The organism is Haloprofundus marisrubri (genome assembly GCF_001469955.1).
In the GTDB taxonomy this organism is placed as follows: domain Archaea; phylum Halobacteriota; class Halobacteria; order Halobacteriales; family Haloferacaceae; genus Haloprofundus; species Haloprofundus marisrubri.
Genome location: NZ_LOPU01000004.1, coordinates 79,019 through 105,993, shown reverse-complemented (window position 1 = coordinate 105,993; position 26,975 = coordinate 79,019). Strand labels below are relative to the sequence as shown.

Annotated in this window: 16 protein-coding genes; 6 read left to right on the top strand and 10 right to left on the bottom strand. The window is 50.4% G+C overall.

Going from position 1 to position 26,975, the window contains the following annotated elements; translation table 11 throughout:
* Positions 1-8 precede the first annotated feature (8 nt).
* From AUR64_RS01285 to AUR64_RS01275, 3 genes are all read right to left on the bottom strand, one after another.
* Positions 9-911: a phospholipase D-like domain-containing protein gene (locus tag AUR64_RS01285; protein WP_058580144.1), complete on the bottom strand. Its 903-nt coding sequence runs from the start codon at positions 909-911 to the stop codon at positions 9-11.
* Positions 901-1,917 (bottom strand): DUF1998 domain-containing protein, encoded by a 1,017-nt coding sequence (locus AUR64_RS20710; RefSeq protein ID WP_162265518.1) that lies wholly within the window; start codon positions 1,915-1,917, stop codon positions 901-903. The genes AUR64_RS01285 and AUR64_RS20710 overlap by 11 nt, the downstream gene beginning before the upstream one ends.
* A 757-nt stretch (positions 1,918-2,674) precedes the next feature.
* Entirely contained in the window at positions 2,675-5,752 is a 3,078-nt protein-coding gene (locus tag AUR64_RS01275) for a helicase-related protein (RefSeq protein WP_058580142.1), read from the bottom strand.
* Between the two features lie 1,744 nt (positions 5,753-7,496).
* Here AUR64_RS01275 and AUR64_RS01270 point away from each other — a divergent pair.
* Together AUR64_RS01270 and AUR64_RS01265 are read left to right on the top strand one after the other, a co-directional pair.
* Positions 7,497-9,686, top strand: a complete 2,190-nt coding sequence (locus tag AUR64_RS01270; RefSeq protein WP_082230520.1) for an AAA family ATPase — start codon at positions 7,497-7,499, stop codon at positions 9,684-9,686.
* Positions 9,679-10,971 (top strand): hypothetical protein, encoded by a 1,293-nt coding sequence (locus AUR64_RS01265; protein ID WP_058580140.1) that lies wholly within the window; start codon positions 9,679-9,681, stop codon positions 10,969-10,971. Before AUR64_RS01270 ends, AUR64_RS01265 begins: the two co-directional genes overlap by 8 nt.
* A 4-nt stretch (positions 10,972-10,975) precedes the next feature.
* Here the strand turns inward: AUR64_RS01265 and AUR64_RS01260 are convergent, their stop codons facing one another.
* From AUR64_RS01260 to AUR64_RS01250, 3 genes are all read right to left on the bottom strand, one after another.
* Positions 10,976-12,187 (bottom strand): restriction endonuclease, encoded by a 1,212-nt coding sequence (locus tag AUR64_RS01260; RefSeq protein ID WP_058580139.1) that lies wholly within the window; start codon positions 12,185-12,187, stop codon positions 10,976-10,978.
* Between the two features lie 106 nt (positions 12,188-12,293).
* On the bottom strand, positions 12,294-15,152 hold the full coding sequence (locus tag AUR64_RS01255) for a UvrD-helicase domain-containing protein (RefSeq protein ID WP_058580138.1): 2,859 nt from the start codon (positions 15,150-15,152) through the stop codon (positions 12,294-12,296).
* Positions 15,149-17,749, bottom strand: coding sequence for a PD-(D/E)XK nuclease family protein (locus AUR64_RS01250; RefSeq protein ID WP_058580137.1), 2,601 nt, complete (start codon positions 17,747-17,749; stop codon positions 15,149-15,151). The genes AUR64_RS01255 and AUR64_RS01250 overlap by 4 nt, the downstream gene beginning before the upstream one ends.
* A gap of 101 nt (positions 17,750-17,850) precedes the next feature.
* On the opposite strand from AUR64_RS01250, the gene AUR64_RS20290 reads away from it, so the two are divergent.
* Positions 17,851-18,213: a hypothetical protein gene (locus AUR64_RS20290; protein WP_155120422.1), complete on the top strand. Its 363-nt coding sequence runs from the start codon at positions 17,851-17,853 to the stop codon at positions 18,211-18,213.
* Between the two features lie 178 nt (positions 18,214-18,391).
* Here AUR64_RS20290 and AUR64_RS20285 read toward each other — a convergent pair whose 3' ends face one another.
* Positions 18,392-18,694, bottom strand: coding sequence for a hypothetical protein (locus AUR64_RS20285; protein ID WP_155120420.1), 303 nt, complete (start codon positions 18,692-18,694; stop codon positions 18,392-18,394).
* 928 nt (positions 18,695-19,622) lie between these two features.
* On the opposite strand from AUR64_RS20285, the gene AUR64_RS01245 reads away from it, so the two are divergent.
* Positions 19,623-20,102, top strand: a complete 480-nt coding sequence (locus AUR64_RS01245; RefSeq protein WP_058580136.1) for a hypothetical protein — start codon at positions 19,623-19,625, stop codon at positions 20,100-20,102.
* Positions 20,103-20,194: 92 nt separating this feature from the next.
* On the opposite strand, the gene AUR64_RS01240 is transcribed toward AUR64_RS01245, so the two are convergent.
* From AUR64_RS01240 to yaaA, 3 genes are read right to left on the bottom strand one after another with little or no spacing between them, the layout of a single operon-like run.
* Positions 20,195-21,742, bottom strand: a complete 1,548-nt coding sequence (locus AUR64_RS01240; RefSeq protein ID WP_240479560.1) for an ATP-binding protein — start codon at positions 21,740-21,742, stop codon at positions 20,195-20,197.
* A 4-nt stretch (positions 21,743-21,746) separates the two neighbouring features.
* On the bottom strand, positions 21,747-22,991 hold the full coding sequence (locus AUR64_RS01235) for a tRNA-guanine transglycosylase (RefSeq protein ID WP_162265517.1): 1,245 nt from the start codon (positions 22,989-22,991) through the stop codon (positions 21,747-21,749).
* The gene (yaaA, locus tag AUR64_RS19770; RefSeq protein ID WP_162265516.1) at positions 22,992-23,453 is read right to left on the bottom strand and encodes a peroxide stress protein YaaA; all 462 of its coding nucleotides are present in this window, start codon (positions 23,451-23,453) and stop codon (positions 22,992-22,994) included.
* A gap of 292 nt (positions 23,454-23,745) precedes the next feature.
* Here yaaA and AUR64_RS01225 point away from each other — a divergent pair, with 292 nt between their 5' ends.
* Positions 23,746-25,788 carry a DUF5591 domain-containing protein gene (locus AUR64_RS01225; protein WP_058580133.1) on the top strand — a complete coding sequence of 681 codons (2,043 nt, stop codon included), beginning with the start codon at positions 23,746-23,748 and terminating at the stop codon, positions 25,786-25,788.
* 112 nt (positions 25,789-25,900) lie between these two features.
* Positions 25,901-26,971 (top strand): metallophosphoesterase family protein, encoded by a 1,071-nt coding sequence (locus AUR64_RS21325; RefSeq protein ID WP_082230517.1) that lies wholly within the window; start codon positions 25,901-25,903, stop codon positions 26,969-26,971.
* Positions 26,972-26,975: the final 4 nt, after the last annotated feature.

The following is a 26,975-nucleotide window of genomic DNA, read 5'->3' as shown; positions in this document are numbered from 1 at the left end:
ATGGCACGCTACATCATTTCAGCGACAGTGCTTGTGTCAACTGGAGTAGCATCCTGCCAGAAGAGTTCAAAGAAGTCCTGCCAGAATACTACTTCGCTTTCCTCGACGGTGAGATAGCCTGCTTCACCGTTTGTGAGAAATGAGTTTTCACGTATTTCACCACTTCCAACGTACGCGCCGACACCGTCTGCGATAACCATCTTCTGGTGCACACCCCGATAGTGTCGTGACGGTCCTGTCGGCTGTGCTCTAATACGTTGGCCGAAGTCGCGAACCGATAGTGTCGCCTCCGGAGACCGTCGGTGTGACTCAAACAAATCGCGAAGTTTCGCGATGGCACGGCATTTGTTAGCGTGGTTATACCCCTCGCCTTCGATGACGTCTCGAGTGAGTAGTTGGACGCTGACACCGCGCTCAGCAAGCGTTGAGACCTCATCGAGGAGCGCGTTCAACCCTGACTGCTCAAAGAACGGTACGGCGAGACGCACCTCTGAAGTCGCGGCCGTTAACAAACGCGAGATTGCATCGCGTAGTTCGAGAACATCGACGGAAGGATGTGCTTCTTGAAGCGTACGGAACGACGGTTGCATATCCAACGGGAGACTGATGACCAGCTGCGTATTTTCAGGCAGTTCCGGCGTCGTTGATGTATGCAGTGATTCAGATTCTTCCTTCTCTGTCCCACCGTAACTTTCCACGATAGCGTCAAGCTTCGATTTATCGCTAATACTGTAGGTAACACGGTCTGCTTCACGCTGTGATTGCAAGAGGCCGCGTGTGACGAGGAACTCAAGGAAAAACAACGCATGCTCAGCGTCGCTTCCGAGGACGCCTTCGATGGTCGCTTTGTCGAGCGTCTCGTGTTCACGGAGACGTTCGATAAGCCATGTGTGGATGTCGTTAGTGCGCATGGATGAACTCGTCTGCAATCTCGCGGTTCAAGAGTGCGTTCGGCGGCACCCAGCGGTTCACCTCTGACGGGAGGTACGGCCGACAGTGGAAGTCATCCACATACAGACAAGACGGACATCCTTTCGAACAGAACTGGCCACAGTGTGCGAGCTGTTCAGCCGCATTTCGGAGGAACTTCTTTAACACGCTTCCCTGCTCATCAAGGGTTAGTTGTGCGAGTCCGCCTGATCCAACGTTTTCCCGCTCGTACAACACGATTGCTCCGTCTTCGATGAGCAGTTTACTTCCGAGGACGTTGTCCATCCCAATCTCTTGAGACGCGGCTTGGTAGAGTGCATGCTCGAGCGCGTGAAGGAGCGGGGTGAGGACGAGGTCGTGTTCGTCGTCAACAAGCTCTTTCACCGGGATACCATCGAGTACGGCCAGTTCTTGGGCTGCTAACTGGTCGTAGTTGGCGGCGTCTAGTTCACTGACAGCGTTTTCGACGGTCGCGTATAGACGGTCAGTGTCTACGTCGAAAACGAGCCCGCGACCATTCGTCCGAGCAACATATGCTCGCTTCATATTATCGCGGTGATCGAACGTACGGGTGAGCCGTTCACTGTCTGAGAGGTCTGTTCCCTGCGCGCTTACACGCGTCTGGTACCCATAGACGGCAGTGAGACTCGTGACATCTCGGACGGTATACAAGTCTCGCAGCCCCCAGAATTCCAAGAGGACGTCGCGGTCACTCTCGTCGAGTCGGCCCACTTCCCACTGGTACGGGTCGTGAGTCGTTTTGTGACTGTCTTCAAGTGCGGCTAACGAAATTTCCCGGTCTTGGAGGTAGAGTGCGCTCTTGACCATCGGCGAAACAATGCTACTTGCATCCGCCGGTGTCGGTTTCATAACAGACGGGACGCCACCGTTTCCATCTTCGTCAGACGGAATGTGACACTCCGGACAGTATCGGGTGATGCGTCGACTGTCGCCGCAGGATGAACACTGGAAGGATGCTGTTGCCATCGAACTCCGATGGTGCAGATGGTAGTGGCCGTTATTGCACGCCTCACACGGCAGCATTCCAACGTGGTCGTCATCGAGACGCGACCCTTGCGGCTGTAACGGGTCGACGTTCGCACACCTCGGACAGACGAACACCATCGGGTACTGTCGTAGTGTACCGCCACAACCGTCCGGACAGTTCAGTTTGCCTCGGTTCGTCGGGTTGATGAGCTCATAGTGGTCACAGCTGGAATTATCACAACGGACGGTCCGCGGGAACACGGACGCACGGACTGTCGTATCCTCTGTGAGTTCGAGAAGCTCAACGCGTGACGGCGGAACAATCCATGTTCGGTCGTCGGTGTGATTGGTTGCGCTTACACCACCGTCAGTGCGAGAATCGTCTCCATCGTTTCCTTGTCGGTCAGCGCTGTCAGCCGCGTCTTCAGTATCCCCGAGCAGGTCATTGAGGGCCTGCGAGGCCGCATTGTCATCGGCTGCAGTGTCATTACTGTCAGCACCGCTTCCGCGGTTTCCAGCGGTACTATTTGAGCGTCGTCGCCATTGAGCGGCTCGCTGTTCGGTGTGGTTACGGAACCTGCGTTCCGCGTCGTCTATTGCTTCGGCCACATATCGCTGCATCGGTCCATGCTGCATCGGAGTACAGCCGGTAAGCGTGTCGACACGAAGTCGAACGCCATTTGCGGACATTAAGCAGTCGTCGTGATGGCCGAACAGTGCTTGGAATTCGGAGAGGTTTCTGTTTACTGTCATTGTATTAGTTCGTCGTTGTGACGGTGTAGTCGCGATCGAGACGGCTAAGCAGCGTATCTTGCTCGACATCAATGTCGATGTGTCGGTCGCTCCCCTTGCGGAGCGTGTACATCATGTTCCCCTGATCCTGGAACCACTGGGAGAGATAGACGGTGTTGTCGATTCGACCCCACTTGTGCTCGTAGTCTCGAAGTCTGTTCTGAACGGTTTGGTTGATTTCTGCTACCAGGTCTTTCGGCGTATCGTCAGTCCGCAGCAAGCGAAGCAAGTCATACCGAATCTGGTTTTCGGTAGCAGTGTCTGAGAGTGCTGCCGATGCCCGACGAGCGGTGAGTACGAAGTCGTCATAAGACATCCCCGCAAGCACGGCCTTCAGCAGGTTCGGCATCAGCAGCTCTGCTGCATGGGCGTTCGTCGGCTGTATCGGGTATGTCTCGTAGTACCCTTCAACGTCACCGAGTACACGATGGAAATTTCCGTAGAGATAGACATCTCGCGGATTCGACGGTAACAAATGCATTGTTACGTGCCCCGGCGTATCTCCACGGCCAGTGCGGCCGGCAGTCTGGACTTGCTCGGTCATCTTCCGCGGTGCGCCGAGCATCACCATGTTGTTGAGGTTCTCGATGTCGATCCCGAGAGAAATCACGAGATTGGCCAACAGCATCGGGAGCTCGCCGTTCTGTGCGCGCTCAAAGAGTTCGCCCATCGTTTTGCTGTCCGTGTTCCCGCTGAGGAACGGCGGCGTAATTTCGCTCGTGAGACGTTGTCCACTCGTATCAGAGATGCTGTTCCGAAGCGCTCTGCCATCTGCCTTCTTGTAGACGTATCCGAGTAGGAACTCGTAAGCTGAGACGGTGGCCCCTCGCCCTGCAGCATCCAGTGCTGCTTGCAGCTCGTCACGGAACGCCTGGTCCTCGTGGACGGCGTGGTGTGTCGCAATGAGGGCACGCTGCACCGACTGTCGATTAGATGTTCCTACCGGCAGTATTGCCAACACACGGTAACGCGTCGCGTCCGTGTCGATTTTGAAGTAGTCTCCATATTCGGCAGTGGCCGGAATCGCTTCAATTCGGCTTCTGTCTGTCCGAGTTACTGCAGACAACAATTCGATTTCGTTGGCGATGGTTGCAGTACCTGTCTCGAATGTCGGCTTTACCAGATAGTCACCGCCAGTGTAGTTGTGCCCTCGAATTTTGCTGTAGAGCAGGTTCGGAAGTTCGAGGAAGATAGATAGTAGCGTGCCCGTGAAGCCGTGAAGCCCGTGTGCTTCGTCAAAGACCCAGTGACCGATCGGGGAGTATTCGTAGTTATCCTCCTCTAACGGGATCTTGTGTTTGCATTCCGGGCATTTGACGTTCTTTTGATCCGGATACGGGCTCATGACTGACGCGGCTGCACCGCAGCGGCCACATGACAGGAATCGACCGCCAAAGAACGGAAGTTTCCCGTACGGCTGGCTTTCGTATCCACGGACGGTCGCTTCATACCACAGTTTGTCCGGTGTTGCAACGGTGATTGTCGGCAGGTACGAGATGGCTTCTCGCGGGCCATACACGTAGTCGATTACGTGACTACAGTTGGTACACTGGCCGACAACACGATGGTTCGGTTTGGCAGCAATGACCGAACCCTTTGTATCACAGGCCGGACATTGGTCGTACTGTGCGAGCGGCTCGCCTAACTCCGGTTTTGTAAGCGAATTGTACATCGGGTCGGAACTGCCGATGAGCACACCGGCGTCGATATCCGAACGGTCTAACGTCGCCCGGAGCGCATACACGAACCGCGTCACACGCTTGCTCATATCTTCATTGAGCAACCGTGTCGGGAATGCCAGGACGGCACGTGTGTCTTTCCACAGCGCGGTCAGCGCCGCGTTAACCATGAACGGAATTGTCTTTCCAGCTCCTGTCGGAGCTTTCAGTAACGTTGTTACCTGCTCACCATTCGCCAGAATCACCATCCGACGCTGAATTGCTTCCCATTGAAAGGCATACAGCGTATCAGTGGCTTCGAGACCGAATGCATCCGGGAGTGCTGAAAGCACCTCATGGGTGAGCTCTAAGAGCCCATCACTGTTGGAGACCGCCGCACGTTCTGATTCGTTGAGTGCATTAAGGTGTGCACGAAGAGAATCGGTACTCTCAGTGAGTTCATCGATGCGATACGCTTCCTTCGGCACCTCGCGGAGGTAGTCGAACACACCGTACGTGGTGATGACGAACGTACTCGGATCCTGTGTTAATCGGGTGAGCGTTCCGTTCGTCTGTGTATAGATGGCCTCTATTTCTTCTCGGTCCTGACGACTTGTCTCATCGCCATTGTTAATGGCGTTTTTGAGGACATCAGCGTGCTGTTGCGCCGGGAATTTCACCTCGATGTCATCTACAGAGAAGTGCAGAAACGGATTAAACAGCGATTCTGCCTTCTCATGCAGACGATAGCTCTGTCTCGGAAGCGTTCCAGACCCCTGGTTGAGAAGCTGAATACGTACGCGGGCGTACCCGTCGTACGTCGTACTCGATTCAATCGACACCTCGAGCTTGAATTTGATTTGTCCACGCTCGAGCGTGATATACGCCGCTCGTGCATTGCTATCACCGGTGTACGGTGTCTCGTCAACCGCTCGTTCTACTTCACCGCGGTCATTGACGTCCGCAATTTTCGTAGTGTCGTCGTCCTCGTCATAGAGTTTTATTGTCTCTTGTACGCGTGAGAGGGTAGACGAAACGGTGACTGCTTCGTCCATAGCTGCTGCGAGCGGTACAGAGGTGTCGAATTCATAGCTTTGGAGCGGAATGCTCCGGTCCTCGAATTTGACATCGCCATCGGAATTTACCGGAAGTGACACCCTCTCGCTACAGAAATCGACGTCTGCGAATGCACTCGGGACATCGATGTCCGGGCTATTCGTAATCGGACCGGTGTAGTTCGGTCGTGTTTCCCGGTATTTGAGGAAGCCAGCGCGATGAAAACCACCTCGTATATTGAGTGTGGCATCTTCGAGCTGGTCAGCGGCGACCAAGACCGTAGTCTCGATATGCGGCGGATAGCGCCACGTCCCTTCGCGGTTATCCACAGAGGCTGCGGTCGGAACTAGATGGTTTGCGTCAGAACAGTTGCTCGGTAGTTCATTCACGCGATATGTAGCCTCTGTTAGCTGGCGCCGGGATTGGACGTTTAGTGCATCCTGGTCGGCCGTCGACGGAGTTTGATGTTTGAGTAGCTGTTCAACTTGGTTTTCTACAGATGTCTCTGTATATCGTGTTTTTAATACCATATATGTTAGTTATTAGACTTGAATCCGGTGGTCATAGACTGTCTGTACTTGTTTGATTACCCCCAGCAGTCAACGACAACCGGCTGGTCTGCCAGCGTGATTTGAGTTGTTGGTTAGCGTACTATGCGGTCATTTCGTTAGTTGGACCTTCTATGGCCCGTCGCCGTCTTTGTCTTCCATAAGTATGTGTAGTTGTGGCACATGGCCAACCAGAGTGTGAACTCTGGACCGAACGGTGCCTTTGCGTCCGAGTAGTAAGTTGGACTCTGCGTCTCTCCCGTAGGGTTTCAGACCGATTCCGGTAGAACGGCATCGGGGATCCTCTCTACAGGAGGGTTCATGCCTATAAACGATTGTGAGGCGCCTGTAACCCAGTTTGACCTGGCTGGCTCTCCCGTCCTCGTTTTTCCCGTCTACGGCATGGCCATCCTCCTCCCTTTATAGATAGAAGGGAGAAGGATGGGTAGGTCTGTCCGCCATTGAGCAAGATACCCTCAGCTCAACGACCTGGACGTTCCTGTGTAGGTGCGTACTTTCCATATTCGCCGTTTCAGCTCAGCGCTCGTTATACACGGCTATCCCACCGCTGGCCACTGCGATAGGAGGCTGCCGTGCCCTTCTGCGCCTTGCTGCTTAGACGAATACGGCTCATGAGGGAGTCGGCTTGGCAGCTTATACAAGAACAGAAGTTAGCGCCTCCCAGTCCTGCGGCTATGCCGCAAGAGGAAGTATTATACTATCTCAAGCACTAGCCTGAGACAGACGCGAACTTCATACTCGCGTTCACTGCTTTCGCGTTCGCCCAACTTCCAGGGCTCCAATCCAGATGAAGTTGGGCGCGTTATCTTGTCCTGTTTAGCTATTAGCACGTTAGTCACGTCGCGTATTGAATTCGTCGTACTCGACAATTATTTCCGGAGTGGTAAGCGCTCTATCTGCTGATTTCGGGGATTTCGACGGATTTGTCCATTCAAATACAACTAGCCTTTATATGCCTCGGCTTATGGTCTAATTCTGACAATTCGACGTAGCCGTCCGATAGTGAGCAGTGGAAAGCCCAGTATAATACACTCCCACTCACCACGTAATCAAGGTCCGGGCGATATATTCAAGCACACCTCCGGAGAAATTATGCTTATAGCATTAACAAGTTCACAAGAGAATTCGCAGTGTTAGTAATGGAAAACTTACTGAGAAGGCTTCACGAGTCGCTCTGCAGAGGATTTCCTGTTTCACCTTCTAGTACAATCTCACCGCGGCTAGTAACAGAAACGTCCAAGCAAAGCAAAGTACATCTCCTCTGACACCAACCAAAAAGTTACTACTAGTAATTACTAAAATAGTGCATTACAAATTACACTTATTAACTAGTCATAGCGATCCCCTCTACAACACAGAATGACAGCATTGACTAGAGGCAGTATATAAAGAAGTTTGTAGAACAGATGATACAATTAAAACCTACAGCGCAAGCTACTGCTACCAATGAACGATCCAGATACGCAATGGCTTTCAAACAGTACTCACTCATTCTGATTATCTGATGAGTTCTCCATCGCCATCGCTCTACATGCAGCCCGTCGGGGACAACTGGATCGAGTGGTTCAAACAAACGGTCCATACCCCCTACGACTTCACTGCAAAGCTGAACCCGCCAGCAGAACTCGGCGAACGAACCCAAGAACGCGTCTGGGGTGTCCCGGAGGGCGAGCGAAATGATAGTCAATTCGAGTCCCTTTCTGTCGGTGACTACATACTCTTCTATCGAAGGAAGGTCTTCTTTGCCGTCGCAGAAGTCTCAGAGAAGCTGCGAAGTCACGACGCTGGAGAGTGGATCTGGGAAAACAGAGCCAGTTGGAACGTCTTCTTTCTCACTAACTACCGTCTTCTCAATCTCCCTCGAAACAAGATGTGGGAGTATCTCGACTACAAGCAGAACTTCGACATGCGAGGATTCCGCCGGGTCCCCGAAGACCGGCTCAAAGGAATCTGGGACGATGGGTACGACACTTTCATAGACCTATTCGATGACTACGCCACACAAACACCCGAGCTCCCGAATTTAGAGGCGAATCAACGAGGCATCGGCTCTGACTGGGAGAATGGATCGCTGGTAACAAGAGAGATTAATCAACTGGACGTCACCCCGACTACAGAGATCGACGAGCTTATTCAGACGGTCATCACCAACGGTGCCGACTCCCCATCGACCTACTGGGTCAATCAGGGTGACGAAGACGAAATCAAGGGCGTCAGGGGACGGCCCAACCTCGCGTACGTGAGTGCAAGCGTCGATAATGTTTGGCATCACGACCTCTCTCAACTCGAGACGGGAGATATCCTCTTTCACTACTACGATGGCGCTCTCATCGGACTCTCTCGTGTCCTCCAATCTGCACTCATACTCAAATTGAATGGCCAAGATCGATACGTGGTCCCGGTAGATCTCTGTCGGGTCGAGGATCCGATATCCAAAGCCGAACTAACAGAAGCAATTGTAGACGAGACGCTTTCGCTGGAGCAGTTGCCACTTTTCTTAGCGCCAAAGCAAGGGTACTTGATTGAAATAGACTCGTCAGCCGCTTCGGAGTTATTGCAACGGCTGGTTCAGGGCTATTCACGGGATACACTCACGAAGTATCTCGACCCGCTCCGTGTCGAGATCGACCTTCCAGACAAACTCTACTTCGATGATGCTCGAGAGATCAAACACGATATTGAAGCATCACTCAACTCTGGCAAGCACGTCATCCTGACCGGACCACCTGGGACAGGAAAGAGCAAGATTGCAAAATCGATCGCTGAACAAAGTAGCGAGCTCGAGCAAGTCGACGGCTATCGGTTCGTTACAGCGACCTCTGACATGACGACGTACGATACGATTGGAGGCTACGTACCGAATCGATCTGCCGAAGGCGACGAACTTGAGTTTCGAGCCCGACAGTTCCTCAGCTGTTTCCGCGACGACGGAGTCAAAAACGACTGGCTCATCATCGACGAAATCAATCGCGCAGATATCGATAAGGCCTTCGGCCAACTGTTCTCGGTTCTCTCCGGCGATTCAGTCGAACTCCCTTACGACGACGATGGCGCAGTACAAATCGAATGGGTTGACTCAAACACACAAGACAACAGATTGGCAGCCGCAGAGTCAAGCCCAAACATCTACCCTGTGACGCCCTCCTGGCGGCTTTTGGCGACAATGAACACACAGGACAAGGCGTCTCTCTATGAGATGTCGTTCGCGTTCATGCGACGATTCAATTTCATTCACATCGGCCTCCCAGAGCTCTCGGAGAACAGTGAAATTCGCGCGTCACTGCTGAAGCCAGGATCTGGCGCAGGTTATGCTGACGGCTGGATCAATGATTACGACGGTGCTGGAAGTGTCAACACAGCACTCGAAACAGGCCATGCTGACATCGCAGTTCTGTGGGCAACCATAAACGAGAAACGACCAATCGGCCCATCCATCGTCAAGGATATAGCCGAATATGTCGCTGCCCACAACGGAGATTTCGAGGCCGCACTCACTCGAGCGACGGTGTCACTTGTGTTCCCGCAACTCGAAGGACTGCGTCCAGACGAACAAGTGGCACTGCTCCGTGACCTCAATACAGAGAGCGCAGTGGATACGAAAGCAGACAGAGTAACTCCGGCGCTCGACTTTGAGACACTGTACGCAAAGGCGGACGACTTCTTCGGGATCGAAGTCACTTCAGCCGATGAGTAAAATCTCGAAGGAAGAACTCGTACAAGCCTGCCTCACAGAGCTGACAGCCTATCTCCGCAAGGGGAGTGCGATCAATCAATCCGTGCTGGCTGAAGCACTCCAGTTCGACGAATCAAACATCACGGATCTCAATCGGCTTCTCGATATTCATTTTGCGCTGTCTCCACGCGTCAATCAGTATCTCGAACGGCTACCTCAAGAGATCAGACGCGTGTCGACGACGACCGTCGCAGTGGAACAAAAGCGCAGAGGAAGTATTCAGGGAGCCATCGATTGGGGAAGAACGACTGAAGCTCGAACAGCGACGGGCTTGGAAGATAGGACACTCTACGTCACACGAACCCAAGAAACATCCTATGCGACGAAACAAAATCTCGTCCTGAAGTCATTACTCCAGCATCTCAATACCATTGTCAGGCACGATATTTCGGAACTGGATCCGTCTCGACGTGAGCCGACGTGGTCGGAGGGCGAGATTACGTTGTATCGACGGCTTCTCGAAACGAACGTTCACTTGAATCGCATTCCAACCGTTCCGCTCGAGGAGGTGACTCCACGGATGGTTGACGCAGCTCGCAAATCTCGAAAATATCTCTACTACAAGGCTGCTTCGCTTGTCGACTTACGACAGAAAATCCAAGACCGCTCTGTGGATGATACCGCGTTCAGAGCCATTCTCGAGCAAACACTCGCTGCACCAGACGTTGAGACACTCTTCGAGCTGTTCTGTACATTCCGGATGATTCGATGGCTGCAGGCTACGTTCCCGGACCTGTCGTTGCGTCACATCAAAAGTAAACGTGAGCCGCTAGTTCACTTTCAGGGGGTGGACATGGAGGTCGACGTCTACCATGATAGCAAAGGGACTCTCACGCTGCACGAGCCCGTCTATTCGAATCGTGTAGAACCACATAGTGCATACCTTCGCCAACAAATTCGAGCACGTGAGGTCCATGCCGAACTCCTCGAGCACAAGACTCCCAGAAGTCTGTTCTCTGGCCGGCCGGACCTCGTCGTTGAAATCTACAATAGAACGGGGGAGTCTAGGAAACTTCAGACGGTCCTTCTCGGCGAAGCAAAACACACAGCCAGCCGGTCGACACTATCAGGTGGAGTTCTCGAACTCATGGAGTATCTAATGCATGCTCGTGATTCTGACCGCTATCTCATTGAGAATCCCAGTGTCAATGTCCTCGGATTCGTATTTAGCGACAATGACGTCCAGATTCAATCGCATCCACTCGTTACACATCTAAATGTAGATGCGTTAACCAGCTGGCCGTAGTCTTTCACTCTGCAGTCTGGATTTCCGTTCGGATATCGGCCAGCTCTGACTTCACCTCGCCTTCGATTTCGTCCAGTGTGGCATCAATATCATTCGCTGTCTTTCTAATTGAGGTCGTTTTCGTGCGAATCGAGCTGAAGCGATTAATCGAATCACCAACCTCACTCACCGCGTTTTGAACGGCTTCAGGGTCGAAGGCTGTCCCTGCGTCAACGTAGCCTTGGACAGCTCGTGTCTTCGCCCAGTTGTATGCAATTCGCAGGAAGGCCGGCTCAGCGTCATCTTCGTTGGACTCACTGAGTGCGACTGAAAGACGTTCAGTATCGAATTCATGGAAATATCCAACTTTATTCGGTATGTAGGACTCACACTCAAAGACGATGAGACCATAGTCAGCGTCTCGGTTTTCGACAGCAGCGGCGAGTTCTTCCTTGATATCACGCTGGGAATATCCTTTGTCGCTTTTCGCTTCGACGACGATTCGCTGGCCGGTGTCGTTAAGCGTGATAACGAAGTCACCGACTTTTCGACCACTGAGTTCACCGAGTGTATCACCGGTGTACTCGACTTCGTCACTAGTGTTGTAGACGAGGTCCGAAAGAATGTTCTCGACTGTATCTTCGAAGTCGTCGCCTTTCAGCGTGGTTCGCTGTCGGAGCTCGGCTTCAGTCTCTTCAGCCGTTGCCTCTTCTTCGATTTTGTCGCGAAGCGACCGGACTTCGTCTTGAAGCGTTTGTTTGAGCCGGTATGTTGGTGTGCCTTCGGTGTCGGGGTCGAGCGCTTTCTGAATGCGCTCACCATTCTCGCCCAGTTCTTCATCAAGACGTTCGGTAAAGGGTCCGCCTTCGCTGAACGCAGTCTCAATCTGTTGTTTGAGACGGCCTTCAGGTCCAAGATGAGTGTCCAGAATTTTCGGGACGTCTCCCTCATCGCCGAACCTTTCCTCTACTTCCTGTTCGACTCGGTTGATTTCGGTCTGGAGGTCTCGTTGCATTTCGCTGAACTTCCGTTCAACGAATTCCTCCTGCTGGGAGGTTTCTGCGAGTTCCATCGTCGTCACACCAATCCGAAGCGCTTGGGTGAACGCATCTGTCCGCTCTACGTTGGTCTCGAAGTTCTCGAGATAGTCCACAACCGTCGAGTCCGTCACTTCAAATTCGGTAATCCGCACGCGGTCATCTTCAACTTCGATAGGATGGACTTCTTCAGTAGCCATTGAATCAATCCAATTGAAAATCCCACACTGATAAATGTTGATTTTGCTTATCTAAGCGGCACTGGCACCCAGAAAAAGATGCTCGAAACGTATGGGAAGCAATTGCTTAGGCTATTTGAGTAGTAGTATTTTGTAGGGTCGACCGGAGTTCGCCTTTGGTCAGGGGATCTATCTCGGCTATCTCTCCAGTTGCGGTGTAGTAAATAGCAGCCGTAATCTCTCGATCGGGATACACACTCTCGAGCACGTGATAGTAGACGCTGAGCTGCTTTCGATACTCTGACTCAGCATGTCGACCACGGTCAGTTTTGTAGTCAATAATCTCAATCCGATCAGGAAGCACGTGTACTAGGTCAATAATGCCAGAGATGGTGACTTGAGAGCCATTGACGTCAATAGGCAGATACGCATTCTCCTCTGTGATCAGTTCACCATTCAGCGAGTCAATCAGTGAAACCACATTTGCCTTATCGGGCGTTTCCTCGTTTACAGGAACGCTTACTTCTTCACCCTTAGCGTATGCTTCGGCGAAGTCATGAATCATATCACCGAACGCAGTACCCATGCCCTCAGTAATCTCATCGAACACATCATCACGCATTATCGAATGTGGCGACTGTCGGTCTGGATCAGCTGAATCAGGAACTGACACTTCCAACGGAGCCTCCTCTCGTTCATCCATTCCGACCTCGGTTGGCTCAGCTTCGACACTCTCCACCTCTACAGGCAACTCTTCAAGGAACGTATTCGGATTCTCCCCAGCCGAAAACAGAACGTGACTCTCCGCTCGGGTGATGGCCACATAGAGGAGTCGTCGTTCTTCGTCATACTCGCGGGGGAGACAATGATTGAGAACATCTGTCTGCCAGTCATCGTAGATGTGTGCCAGCCTATCAATTTCAGCAAACTGCTTGCGCTGGCGAAGCCCGACTGGATCTTGATACGAGATCGGTGAGCTATTACCACCTCGAGGTGGGAAGCGACCACTGTTCATGTTCGCGATAATCACGATTGGGTATTCGAGTCCCTTTGCTGCGTGAATCGTCTGCACCGTCACAGAATCCGTATCCGCGTTCACGTTCACCTCATGGATGCTTCCGTTCTCGATTCCACGCTCAATGAATCGAATCAGGTCTCCACGCGTGAGCATGGTCTCGTTGTGGACGGACTGAATCGTCTGCAAGAGGACGTCTGCAATCTCACCAGTATAGCCGTACTTCGAGAAGATACGTCGGGCAATGGCTCCAACCGTTTCAAGAGAGTCAAGCGACTTTTTGAACGAGCCCATCTCAGTTGGATATGACTCAGTCTCGAGGATATGTGCGATTTCGTCAAGTAGATATCCTGCCTGTTCGAGCACAGCAGCCCAACCACGGTCGGTATCACCTTCGAGAATCCGTAGCCATGCAAGCAATAGTTTCGCTTGGTTCGTATGGAAGAGCTCAATACCGCCTTCGTACGCAACTGGAAGTCGGTACTCATTTGTGGCCCGCTGTAACTCTCGTCCAAAGTCACGCGTGCGCGTGAGCACTGCGATATCCTCGTAGGTCGGTGGGCGTAGCGACCCATCGTCTTCTACAGCATACTGGTCGTTGTTGACGATTTCTTGAATCTGTGCTAAGATCGCTTCATGTTCATCCTCGGCGTGAAATGCCTCAATACGAGACTGCTCGTATGTTGAGTTCGACGACAACGGAACAATCTGGTCACGCACAGTAACCGTATCGACATCATCACGGCTCGTAGCCGAAACCAACAGCCCGTTCTCAGAGAATTCCAGTATTTCCTGAGTCGATCGATAGTTCTCTTCTAACTCAATTGTCTGAATCGGGGAAGGGTCAAACGAGACGCGTTCATACTCGTCATTGAGTTCATCGATGAACGACTCAAGTCTCGTCTTGAATTCAATGATGTTCTCTACAGCAGCATACTGGAAGCTATAGATGCTCTGTTTCCAGTCCCCCACAACACAGAAATTCTTCGTACTAGAAAGTAGGAGCGCGAGTTTGAACTGGATTTCACTGGAGTCTTGGAACTCATCGATCATCACGTACTCGAACGCAATCTCGTCTCGCAATCGATGGTCTTCGCACAGCAATACGAACGCAAACAGCTGTAGGAACCCGAAGTTCAGGTAGTTTCGCTGAAGCGCGAATTCAAGATACTCGTAGTAGAGGTCGTGAATGAATGATTTGAGGCCCGAGCGGTCGGTATCGAAGACACGTTGGGCAACCTCTGTTGGTATCTGTTTCGTCCGAGAACCCCGAATCTCACTCTTCGGTGGTGCATTCGGGAGATAGCATTTGTTCTTACCAAACTGTCGGAGTTTCTGTCGCAGCTTCGATTGCTTCCGACCGTCATTACGAGGTTCGTTGTAGGAGTCAAAAATGGATTTGAACGCCTCAAAATCACCGTCAAGTGATTGCTCACCATTGCGGTACCACCCGTCTTCATCTGGGAACACGCCTTTGGCAGTCAGCTGCCGAATCACTCCAAGTAGCTCAGACGGATTCGATATTATGCGGAAGTAATCGGTGTACTCCGGATGCGTGTCGACGAATTGGTCGTAGTATTCTTTGAATAATGCTTCTTCGACAAGCTCGTCGGTGATAAGTCGAGTGGAATCAGTGATTCTGTCTTCGATCCCTAGGTGAGTTGGGGCGTCAACGCCGTGTTTTTCGAGGATGTCGTGACAAAGACTGTGGAACGTCTGAATGGGTGCGTCACGAAGCGTTCGCATTCCGTACTCACAGTGACTAACGATCCGGTCACGCATCTCGCCAGCGGCATTATTAGTGAACGTGAGTAACAGAACGTCGTCTGGTTCGACACCATCCTGACCGACGATGTTGGCATAGCGTCGTGTGATGGTGAACGTCTTCCCGGTACCGGCGCCGGCGTCCACGAGATATAAGCCGTCAGTATGTTCGATGAGTTCTTGTTGTTGGTTGTTGGGACTCGTCATTGGTCAGCCTCCGTAAGATGGTCGTTCATTTCGAGAAGCAAGTCGCGGTGGTCTACGTACCGATAGTTTGGTTCACCAGCATGGCCAGCGACTGGGAAACGCTCCTCGCCTTTTCGATAGTCGTTGAGATCAGCGAGACAGTCGTCAATGAACGCCTCAAAGGCGTCCAAATCGTTCTTAAAGAAGTTCTTCTTTCGTACGTCGTTCAACGCTCGTATTGCTTGGTCACACCCTTTCGCTACGTCTACGTCCCCAGTAGCATCTGCAACACGAGACTCGAATTGAGAAGCGAACTCAGAGTTCCGAAGTTCAGATTTGTCTCGCGTTTCTGGGAACGAGAGTGATGCCATGATTTCACGGTAGCCATCAAGACCGAGATCGCTGAACGTTTGTCTACAGTCATTATATCCATCCAACAGTACGTCGTGTGCTGACTTTGTTCCGACGTATGAGTTGAATGACTGTGGATAGTACGTAATCGTCGTCAGCGTATCCGAGAGACTATGACTGCCAGAGACCACGTCGTCGAGGGTTTCGAGGAAGTGAAAGAATGTGAATTCGAGTTGCTCGCCAGGTTGCTCTGAGCGTAGGTGTGTCAAATACAGGAGTGCCTGGAAATTAGGAGTATCAGTTGGTGGATCAATGGCGGAGTCTTTTACGACCTGTGAGGCTCTCTTCTTTGAACCGCTCTTGTAGTCAAGGAGTCCCGTGGGCTTGTGGTGAAGGTCTATCTTTCCTCTAAGGCCGAGCGCATCGTTCTGTACCCATCGCTCTGTGAGCGGCGAAGAAAGTTCTACATCGAACCGGTCAGCGACTTCGTTCCGTCCCCAGCCACTGCTTGGGGTTACGAAATGTCCGTCTTGAGGTGGGTTAGCGTCTAAGTACTCAATTATCGTTTCTAGCCCGATTCGATACTTCGTTCGACGTACAGCGTCGTCAACATCGTGATAGAATGCCTCGGTTTCTGTAAGCATCCACGAAACCAGTTCTTCTAGTGTTTCGGTTTCGACGAACTCGGGGTCGTTTACGTAACATTCTGCGAAGTCGTGGAACAGATTTCCCTCTTTGAAATAGTGCTTGTCTGGGCCATCGATGAGCCGACTGAAGAAGTAATCGCGTGGTGAGATGATATATGAATTGAGACTAGATTGTGAGACCTTCTGCACAGGTTCTGGGTCGACGTCTAGTGATTCTCTGGAGAAACCTGATTTGCTGTGTTCATCGTGTCGACTGTGCTTCGTGGATCGAAGGTCGCTAAATTGCTCGAATGACTCGTCCAAGAGTTCGTCAAAGTAGAGACATGGTGTCACAGGCGTTGCCCCTTCTGTATCTTGGACGAGATAATGTTGGTCAACACCGCTCTGGATGAGTTGCTGAAACTGTCGAATGTTTCGTTTGAATTCCTCATCACGGTTTACCCATGGACGTCGTGGGGAAGAATGCGTCCAGCCTTCATCAAGCCCAAGATAGAACACCAGCGGTCGTCCAACGAATGCAGCAGATTTCGCATCCGCAAGTAACACGCCCTCGTTTTCTCGCTCTGTCGGGACCTCATACGTTTGCAGATAGAACTCGAGCTTGTCGAGCGTCTCTGTAGTCACGACGTCATCAGCGATTCCCAATGCATCTAATTCGTCGTGGAATGAATCCAACTGGCAGTCTGCGAGTGTCTCAAAGGCTTCGAGTGCCTCACTGACTGTTGCGTCACCTAAGTTGGTACAGAACGACTCGTATGGTTTGAGTTCGTCAAGAGAAAGTGTTGAGAGTCGTTTGTCGTTGTGCTCGATATCAAGTGATATTCCGAGCTGCTCTAATGCAGGTCGAACTTCAGAGACTCGTGTGTTCGACCCAGTGAATGTCGTGCGAAGTAGTTGCAAGAATGCACGGTGAGCTGCTTCGTCTGTAAAACCGGGACCACCGTAGTATGGGATGTCTTCGGCTTCAAATGCGGACTCAACGAGTGGAGAATACTCGCTTTGTGCATCGAGGACGATCGCGACGTCATCAGCGTTATCGTCGTTAATCGTCTCAAGGAGTGTTTCGATGATTCTTGTCGGAGAGTCAAAGATATGGAATGGTGGATAGTTGAACGTCCCTCCGTCAAGGATTTCGTAGGTATCGTACTCCACGGGGAGGATTGAACGTTCCAAAGTCGTCAGCTGTGCTGGCTCGACTACAGCAACATCAGAGCCCGCATCAATTTCGTATTCAGATAGGCTTCGTGATGTTGTTTCGAGTTCTTTGAATGATTCAACTACTGCACGCGTGGTGTCGGTATCGAACGCGTCATAGTCTAGAATAGCCCCAAGTCGACCAGTGTGCTCCCAGCACTGGAGAATATCTCCGACAATGTACGCTGTCTCCTTCCAGTTGAGTGTGGTTGAGTTGATAACGTCGAGAAAGGCAAGGCGGTCCTCTGACTCTTCGCGGCGGCCAAATGCGAGCCGACGAGGTGTGGTCGCTAAATCACCGAGAAATGGTCTGTCAAGTCGTCGATTAAGCGCGCTTGCAAGTGGAGCGTCGGGGACGATGACTAATTCGTAGTCTTTGACTGCAGAATAGAGTTCGTCAATAGACTTCGCACGTGAGAGTGGCATGAACCCAACAGTCCAGACAATTCACATAAAAGTGTCGTACTGATAGACAGCTGAAATACGGTGAACGACACTTTGATACACTTACTAAAAAATCACCCTATATGACAGATCCAGCGCTTCATGAGGAGGGTGGAGTCACGGTTCTCAAGCTATACAAAGCAAACCGAATAGAGAAGAAAGTCAGCTCAATCAGGAGTGCAATTCCAATCGTCAAAGAGGCACAATCTGGACCATCAGTCTGCCAGAAGATCATCACACGAGACGATACAGTGGTCTACAATTCCGACCGGAACGGAGATATCGAACACTGGGAAGCAGAATGGAAACTCGAGATGCGGGCCGCTTCAGGATCAGATCCCGTTCGTCGGTGTCCATACCAGAACTCTGGATGTGTAGGTGACGACCTCTGCATGGAGTGTTTGATGGACAAGAAGATTGAAGAATTCAGCACTAGCGGATACTGAACACACTCAATTGAATAGATGAACATAGTTGTGTTCATTAGTTGTGTTCAATGACTACAACAACTGATGATGTTCAGTGATACATCTGAGATCAGAGTCTTCGGTAGTATTGCTCTACGAGAAGGGTCGTAGCCAAAAAATCGATGATAGGGTCCGCTACCGCTTCTTTCGACAACTATTATGCTACTGTATCCGAGGCCTCCTCCGACAGCGTGTCGAGGTACGGTACGAGTTCGTGGAAGTCATCGCCCTCGTAGAATACTTCTGCGTCTGCACTGATGTCGACGTAGCCGTAGTCTTCGAGCATCGGGAGGTGGTTGTGGTGCAGCGAGGTTTCAGTCGCATCGCTGTGAGTGATGTCCTCACGTAATACACCGTCTGACCCGCTTGCATGGATGCGAAGCAGGAGCTGTCGGCGAGGCGAGCGTCGCAGGACGTCGAATACCCGATCTAATACCGGGCTACTGATATCGTCTTTCATGTATTGTGACCTCAGTTGCGCACTCACCACGCGAGACAACCCCAAAGGGCTAAGAGCCCAAACGGCATAGTGTTAACTACGCCTGGACGTCCAGAGTGGCGAGCACAGGTGCTAGCCAACCGATTTCATTGATCAGTAACCGGTTGACTCGTTTTTCGAGGAGCGCTGAGACGCTCCTCGTACTATGCCGACAAGGCGAGCGAATCATTCGCCGCACCAGCCGGATAGTATGAGTGTATTGTGCCGGTACCGAAATAAACCTTATTAGGATTCTCACTTGAGAATTGGCAATGTCAATGGAATTGCGCCCTGATTGCTACAAAAACCTTATTTTCACTCTTCCTCGCCGCGATTTTTCTAGAGTATTCCAAAGTAAACTTTGAGTCTGTTTCTTCAACCGGCAGTCAGTGGGCGGTGGACATGTATTATAGAGTACGACAAACCAATCCAAGTAGAAACATTACGTTCTTCTTTATTGTGATGAAATTATCCTTAGAGGATGTTTCAAGTGGGTCACATTTTTATATCAGTTGATAATTCCTAGACCAATTTAGGTGACAGAATGGTTGGGCCAGTTCACCATATTGGATGTTACCTAAGAGGAGTAGGATTACTATTGGTTCACCAGTCACCGTCGTTATCAATGGGTAAACAGATGCGACGTTCATCTACTTACGCAAGAGTACAAGATAATGGAATGTGTTCCAATTTTAGTATGCTCACACACAAAATGACTACAGTCGAAAGAATAATATCGAAAGAGAAGTCCAAGAATAAGAACACATTGACTGGTCTTGCTGACTGAGTACTTCGGGTGGTCGATCGTCCAACTGAATGATCGCTACCATGATATAGAGATAGTCGATAGCTACTGACCATGTCCGTCGATAATCTCAGCCAGGTACCACGCACATCTGGTGTCTATTGTATGTTCGACCTTGATGACCGACCAGCGTACGTCGGAAGGTCAAGTAATCTCTACAGCCGACTCAGACAGCACTTTGTACGTCAGGATTCTAGCGTCGTAAGCTACGGACGGTTAGACATCTGGGATATCAGCCACGTAGATTGGTGGTCGACGGAGAAAGACAAAATCAGTGAGAAGGCATTGCTTGCTCACCACAGTCCATACCTCAACTTTGGGTCAGAACGCGAGTATCCGGACAAGTCCTACGATATCAATTTAGAGAATCCAGATGGAACAGTGGAGCTGCTGGCTGAGTCTGAACAAGAGTTTCGTTCAATCCCGTACAATCGGTCTAAACAGAAGTTGGAGCACCTATCGCGGATGGTGGACAAAATCAAATACGCGGGTCACAGCGCAGACACGCGTAAAACATTGCTTGTCCACCAAGAAATTCTTCAAGAAAATCTAGCCGAGTTCCTAGACCTCGACGGGACTCAATAGCAACTCGATTAATTGTGGCCCCGAGGTTCGACACGATAGAGCCCTGATGTTCAGTCAATCGTCACTGAACAATACGTAAAAGACACGACTCATTACTCGAACCGGGAGCTAACCTCCACTACGTGAACAGTGTATTCGGTACCGTTTCGATAGATGATACGGTTGTTCTCCAGGTCGAACTCAACTGACCCACCATGATACCCATTGCGTGCATACTCGCGTAGCTTGTCTTGATCACCAATTTCCCAGCAAACGATCTTGCTAATACTCTCGAGTGGTTTGTCTGCTTCAAAATGGTCAGTTAGCTCTTGATGCACAGAGCAGCCATAGAGCCGGTCATTTTGTTCGACAAGCGCATTGACGTCTGCACCGAGGTCGAAGTCCTCGACAGTGATTGTTGGCTTTGCACCTTGACGATTCGAACGCTCCAGACCAAGCATGACTTCTGTCTGATTTGATGGCTCGAATCGTGTCCGTTCTGTTACGATTGCCTCACGCTCTTCAATCGATTTTTGTTGAGACTTCGCCTTGCGGTTCAGTTCTGCGACGCGCCGTTGCTGGAGATAGTCTTTGAACCACGGATCCGCTGCGATTTTTGAGAGGAAGTAGTTGAGATCTTCTTCGATTGCTTGGTAGATTGCACTCGACTTGTTACGTATCTTCTCTCGGTTTGCGGAGAGCTCGATATCTTGAGAGTTTGCGATGAAGAAGAAGTGAATGAATTCATTGTCGTGAGAGATTGCTTCGTTGAGACGTTCGACTTTGATGTGGTCTTTTGCGAGCCAGATGCCAAATTGAGTAGAGTGACGTCCATAGGTAGGAAGCTCATCGCGGGTTTCTTTCCCTCCAACCATACCAACAATTTCCAGCTGGGTCGTGTCCCCGTTTTCTGCCTCAACATCTATTGTATGAGGGCCGTAGTGCTTACACATCCGTGATTCAGGGTACTGCCCGTCGCCTGGGTTGAGCTGTTCAGAAGGGAATTCAAGTTTGTTATTGGTCACAAGCTTGTCTTGTGAGTCATCAATCTCATCATCTAATTCGACGACGATTTCCATTTCCCGGAACTCATCGGGGTGGAAGTGATATTTTGTCGATCCAGCAAGCGTTTTCCACTTTAGATAGTGCTCAATCTTGTTGTACGTGAGTGACTCCGGTGAGAAACCCCTACCTGATTTGAACCCAGTTACTTCGATACGAGTGCCATCTGATGTCGTAGTTCGTTTAGCAACCTCATACTCGGGGAGAGTCCGGTTGTTGAGCTTCTCCCAGGGACGGTCCATTTCAGCGTGGATGTTTGTTCCATCCCTGGCACTGTCAACGACGATCTTTTCGCTTTTATAGAAAATCTTGGTGCCGTGTCCTTTGTACCCGATTGAGTCGATTTCAGGGTCGTTCTTCGTCGAATTACCTAAGTCAAAGAAAGATTCGAGGTCAGATTCACTCATGCCCTGACCGTCATCCTCGATTACAATTTTTGAGCCGTCAGGACGACTCTTGATAGAGATTGTAACCGACTCTGCTCCTGCGTCGTAGCTATTCGAGAGTGACTCTCGGATAACTTCGAGTGGGTCCTCAAAGTCGCTCGCAATCTCTAAGAACTCGTTTACTTCGTTGACTTTTGGTGTTTTAGTTTCCATCATATTAGAAATATCCTCCAAGTGATTCGTTCACAACTCTGTGGGTGAACCTTCGAAGTGACTTGTGGTCACCAAGGGTGTGTTCTAGGTAGTCTACTAATGCTTCGGTACCGGGTGAGCGAATGCAGTCTCTGATCTTTGCAACCTCTCGCTTTTGAATAATGAGATTATGCATTGCTACTGGTCCGAGTACGTCTTTTTGATAGCGGGCATTCCCTTGCATCCGGTAGACTAGTTCGTCATTCGAACAGACGGGACAGTTACAGTGCGAGAAGTCGACTTCAGACAATGATTTAGTGCTGACGAGTGACGTCGCGTACTTGCCGTTAATCGCGGAATGGAGGTATGAAGACGAATCGAATGAGTCCGCTCCAACAGCGGCCAATAGAGGGATTGCCGTCGATGAGATTCCAAGCACGTGTAGTGGCAGGTCGTCAAATTTCCAGTCACGGAGAATTTCGCGGCAGTCTTGGATTGCATCGATTAGATTTGTTTTGTTGTCCTTCATTGGAACCAGACTACCGAGAGCGATTCCGTCAAATTCATCGTGAACTCGGGATGCACCGACAATCTTGTCGATTTCATTCAGGAAGGTATCCAACATCGAGTAGTTGTAACCATGGAGTGTGAGGAAGCGAGCACTACGAGTACCATCAGATAAGTCTAGAAATTCTGTAATGTTCTCAGCTGTTTGGCGTGCTTTCTCGACTCGTGCATCATAGTCGTCGCTGGGAGCAATTGGTCTGTCGAGGTTGACAAGAATGTCCCCACCCATTTTGTCTTGGATTTCATAGACTTTCTCTTGATCAATCTCAACCTCGAAGTTACTGCCGTCTAATCCATGTCCACCGAGAAATTTGAACCCTCCAGAATCTAGAAAGAGCGTTCCGTTGAAATTCTCGAAACCTTCGCGATTTTTGACTGGCTCAGAGATGTAGTCTTCATACCTCTCTCGGCTAATATTATAATCGGTGAGTGAGCCCACAGAGTACATTATGCCATCAAAATATTCGTCGTAGTCACCGCCGCCGATTACTTCATGACCAACCATGAATTCCTTTAGTGTGCGGTGTACACCGCCACCGTAGAGACTTCGAGAAGTTCCGCCGCCATACAGATTCACTACGGGGAATAGATTTGGAGTTTGGATTTCAGTATCTTTGATCCGAAGCGTACCAGAGCGTGCATCCCCAGCTGTTGCTGCGATGTCAAACTCGGCAGCTTGGGTTTGGAGTGGGTTCAATGGCATCTAACTCGATACTGTGAACGCTGAATCGTCACCACGAACAACACGTTTCAGAACATGGCCTTTGTAGCCAATACCGTCTCCACAAACGTAGTCAACTTTGACGTCAAGTTCATCGTCAAATCCCTGAATCGCTGTTCTGTACTCTTTGGCCATATTGACAATTACGCGATTGTATCCCTCTTCATTGATAAGTTCCCTGAGTTCGGATACGACGTCATCTTGGAGTTGCTTCGCACGTTCAGTATCCATTTTGCGGTCATAATGCAGAATTTCGGTATCTGGGTGCAGTAACCCATGTTCTGCGGAAAGAATACGGAGGTCCATGTCCGCTCGAAGGTCGTTTTCTCTTATCGCTTTCTTTATGATTTTGTAGAAATAGCCAGAATACAGATTCAGTGCAGGAAGTCTCTTAGCAACCTCCTGCTTCGAATCAGAGCACGACTGTAACAGTAGTATAGACATGAACTTCGGTATCATCTAGGAGATCTTAATACTTTCCCACTTCTTCGTACAGACTGCTATTAATCGGTAAATCAAATTAGTCAGTTTGCGTATTGGTAGATGCAAAACCAGATATTCAGTGGCTGCTCTTGAGCCATAGGCCCCACACAGGAGATAATTCGTGCTAGGCCAAATCGTAGTAGGAAGCAAAATATCTCGTATATCGACATATCAAAAAGCGTAAATGGTCGGGACGTCTGATTATCAAGAAGCGAAGCGACTAACAGGAGAGACTGAGTAATCAACGAAAGCGATGGCTGAGTTCCGAGTTGACGAAGAAGGGGGCGACGGCTATGGTAGACTCGGGACCCTTGATCTCCCCTCTCACACCGTCGACACTCCAGCGCTTTTTCCGGTGATCAATCTCATCGGAGGTACGACGAAGGAATCTGGGGGTGTTTGGCGACGTATGCGAGATCGCTTGATTTCTGCGGAGCGTCTCCAAGGAATCATGTTTCAAGCGATGAGTTTCACTGACTACGGGGTCTCACCACACAATCTCAACAATTTTTGGCGCAAAGAGACATTCCATGAGAAATTCAGGAATTTAGACGCGCCTGTATTCATCGACTCCGGAGGGTTCAAACTCATGAATTCCGACACCTTCAGTGACGCGCCCACTGATGGAGGTGTCGAGAACAAATGGGGTCTATACACGAATCCAGAAAGCATACTGGGACTCCAGCTTGATTTTGGCGCAGATATCATTGCGACGCTGGACTATCCAGTTCCGCCAAATCTCAATCAACAGGAACGGGAAGAGCGGATGTGGAAAAGTATTGAGAGCGCCATTGGGTGTTTGCAATTACTTGATAATCCAGACCAATTCGGTTCGGAAAGCTTGCTAAACCCTACGGTTGCAGAGCGTATACAGACCGGTGGGTTCGACCCTGAGAAAGGCGGCCAAAGCAAGCCAGGCGTGTATGTGGCAATCCACGGTCATGATGATGAATGGGTCAGTTGGTATGTCCAGAAATTCTTAGAGCGAGTCGAAGAAGAAAGCCTCGAAGAACTCTTCGACGGATTCGCAATCGGGTCTCTCGTGCCGCTCAGAAGCAGTATTGACGTCCTCGTCAACATTGTTAATGGCGCTAAGCAAGCGATTCGAGGGAAAAACCTAGAAAACGAAATTGGACTCCATGTCTTCGGAGTCGGTGGGAAACAAGTCGGACTATTGTCCTTGCTTGGAGCCGACTCATTTGACTGTTCGAGTCACATGCAGACAGCCCAATATAAGAAATATACCAAGCCGTCTACGTGGGAGCATCTCCATCTCGACGACCTCGAAGAACATCTCGAAAACGGAGAGTTCCCGTGCGACATCGAACGCTGTCCGCTCTGTAACTCAGACTCCGAAGTCGATTATGAGCTTCTACAAGAAGAGCTGAATCTCAACTTAGGGTACCATGAGACAGAAGCGAGAAAAGAACGCGGAGAGTGGATTAAGAGCGACTATTATGCCATCCTTGCAGGACACAATTTTGAGGTGTACAACGACGAGTTGCAGCGTGTTCGTGATGCAATCGCCGAAGGGAGACTTCTCGAGTACGTGGTCGGGTTTGCGAGAGAGCATCCAGATATCGCAAAGGGACTGAAACAAGCACAAGTCCAAGACGAGACTAATCAGCTCACAGAAGATCTTCGAGAACTCGGAGCGACAGACCTGATACCAGGTCCTACGCTAGCAAGCGATCAGAAGAAACTCACAGAGTGGGGTGCTGGAGTGGAGGATTTGAATGAAACACGGAGTATTTCACTCAAGCACACGCCGAGCAGTTTCGATATCCTCCGACAGAAATATTCCCCGCCAGAAGAGGACGACGTACTGCTTCTGATCCCATGTAGTCAGGCGAAGCCGTACTCGATTTCGAGGACTCATTCGGTCTTATGGAATAAGCTAGGTGAGCGGACTGACCGAATACACAAGGTGACGATTTCAGGGATGTATGGTCCAGTTCCGGTAGAAAAAGAGCAAGAAGAGGCAGTGCTTGAGTACGAATATGTCTTAGCGAACGAGGACAACCGGCAGCGCAAATTAGTCACAAAGCGCCTGAAGGAGTATCTCGAGAGGTACGGCGATGAGTACGACCATATCGTCGGTTACTGTGCAAGTTCGAATTATCGTCAAGTGATCGAGGACGCGATTGAAGCATATGGGCGCGGAGAGGTATTCCCACGAAATCCACGCGCACTCCAACTCACCGAGCATTTCCGAAATACAAATATCCAGCAGCTAATCGACTATCTGGACGAGAATCCTGTTGTAGAGAACTCGAAGGAAGCTACTCAAAACTAACACCGATTGTTTCTGGGATTGATTGCTAATCGATATTCTCCGACAGGAAATTTCACATTTATAACCAGTTGTGAGTGAGTGGTAGTGTGAGTTCCTGGGGAGAGGTTTACGTATGATATGTCCAGTCTCAGGATGTGAGTATACTGGCCCCATCGCGTCGGTTGCGGCCCACGTGAGCGGGAAGAAAGATCAGTTGCACAACTGGCGTAGACTTGGATATGACGGAGCGAACGATTTCAAACAATATGCTAAAACAGGGTCAACAGAGCTTCCACCTGAGTTGGTTGCCTGTCCAGTGAAATCTTGTGAGTATATTGGAGAAATTAGATCCGTGGGCGGTCATGTGAGTGGGAAAAGAGACGCTCTGCATGATTGGAGACGACTAGGGTATGATGGACATCAGGACTTCCAGCGCCGGATGGAAAGCGAGGGTCAGCAGGCGAATCAAACGTCAATTCTGCATATGACTGATTCACACTTGGGGAAAAAGAAAGCTGGATCAGGTCGATATCAACGGTCAATCAATTGTGCAGCTGGATTCGAGGAGGCAGTTGCGTTGGCGCTCAGTAGGGATGTCGATGCAGTCGTTCACACTGGTGACCTATTTCACAATGACAGACACGGCATAACGGACTCAACCGCGAAAGCATGCCGAAGACAACTCAAAAAGTTGCGTTCAGCATCGATCCCGTTCTATTACATCCTCGGAAATCACGAGCGAGATGAAGGGACGACACTTCTGAAGCGATACCAAAGTAGTGGCCTGGTTAGTCATCTCTCTTGTTCACCAACCGTCGTTGGAGACTCGGTTGCGTTATACGGGGTTGATTTTACAAGAGCAGATGACTGGAATTCATCAATGCTGGATATGGATCCCTGTGGGCAATCGAACGTTCTTTTGACGTTACATCAATCAGTTGAGCCGTATTCGCCCTCAGAGAATGCTATTGGAACTATCAGACGCATACTTAGACAAGCAAGTAGCCAGAATGGGTTCAAATTCGATGCGCTCGCACTGGGCCATCTACATAAGCAATTTGAGAAAGAAGTCGAGAACTGTGTAGCAGTCTGTGGTGGGTCGACAGCACCAATTGGATATCGAAAGTCGGATCTAAAGCCTTCTGTAGGTATATTCTCGTTTGGTCAGTCGGGGACGCAGTATCAACGTCGTCAAATCCAATGACTGG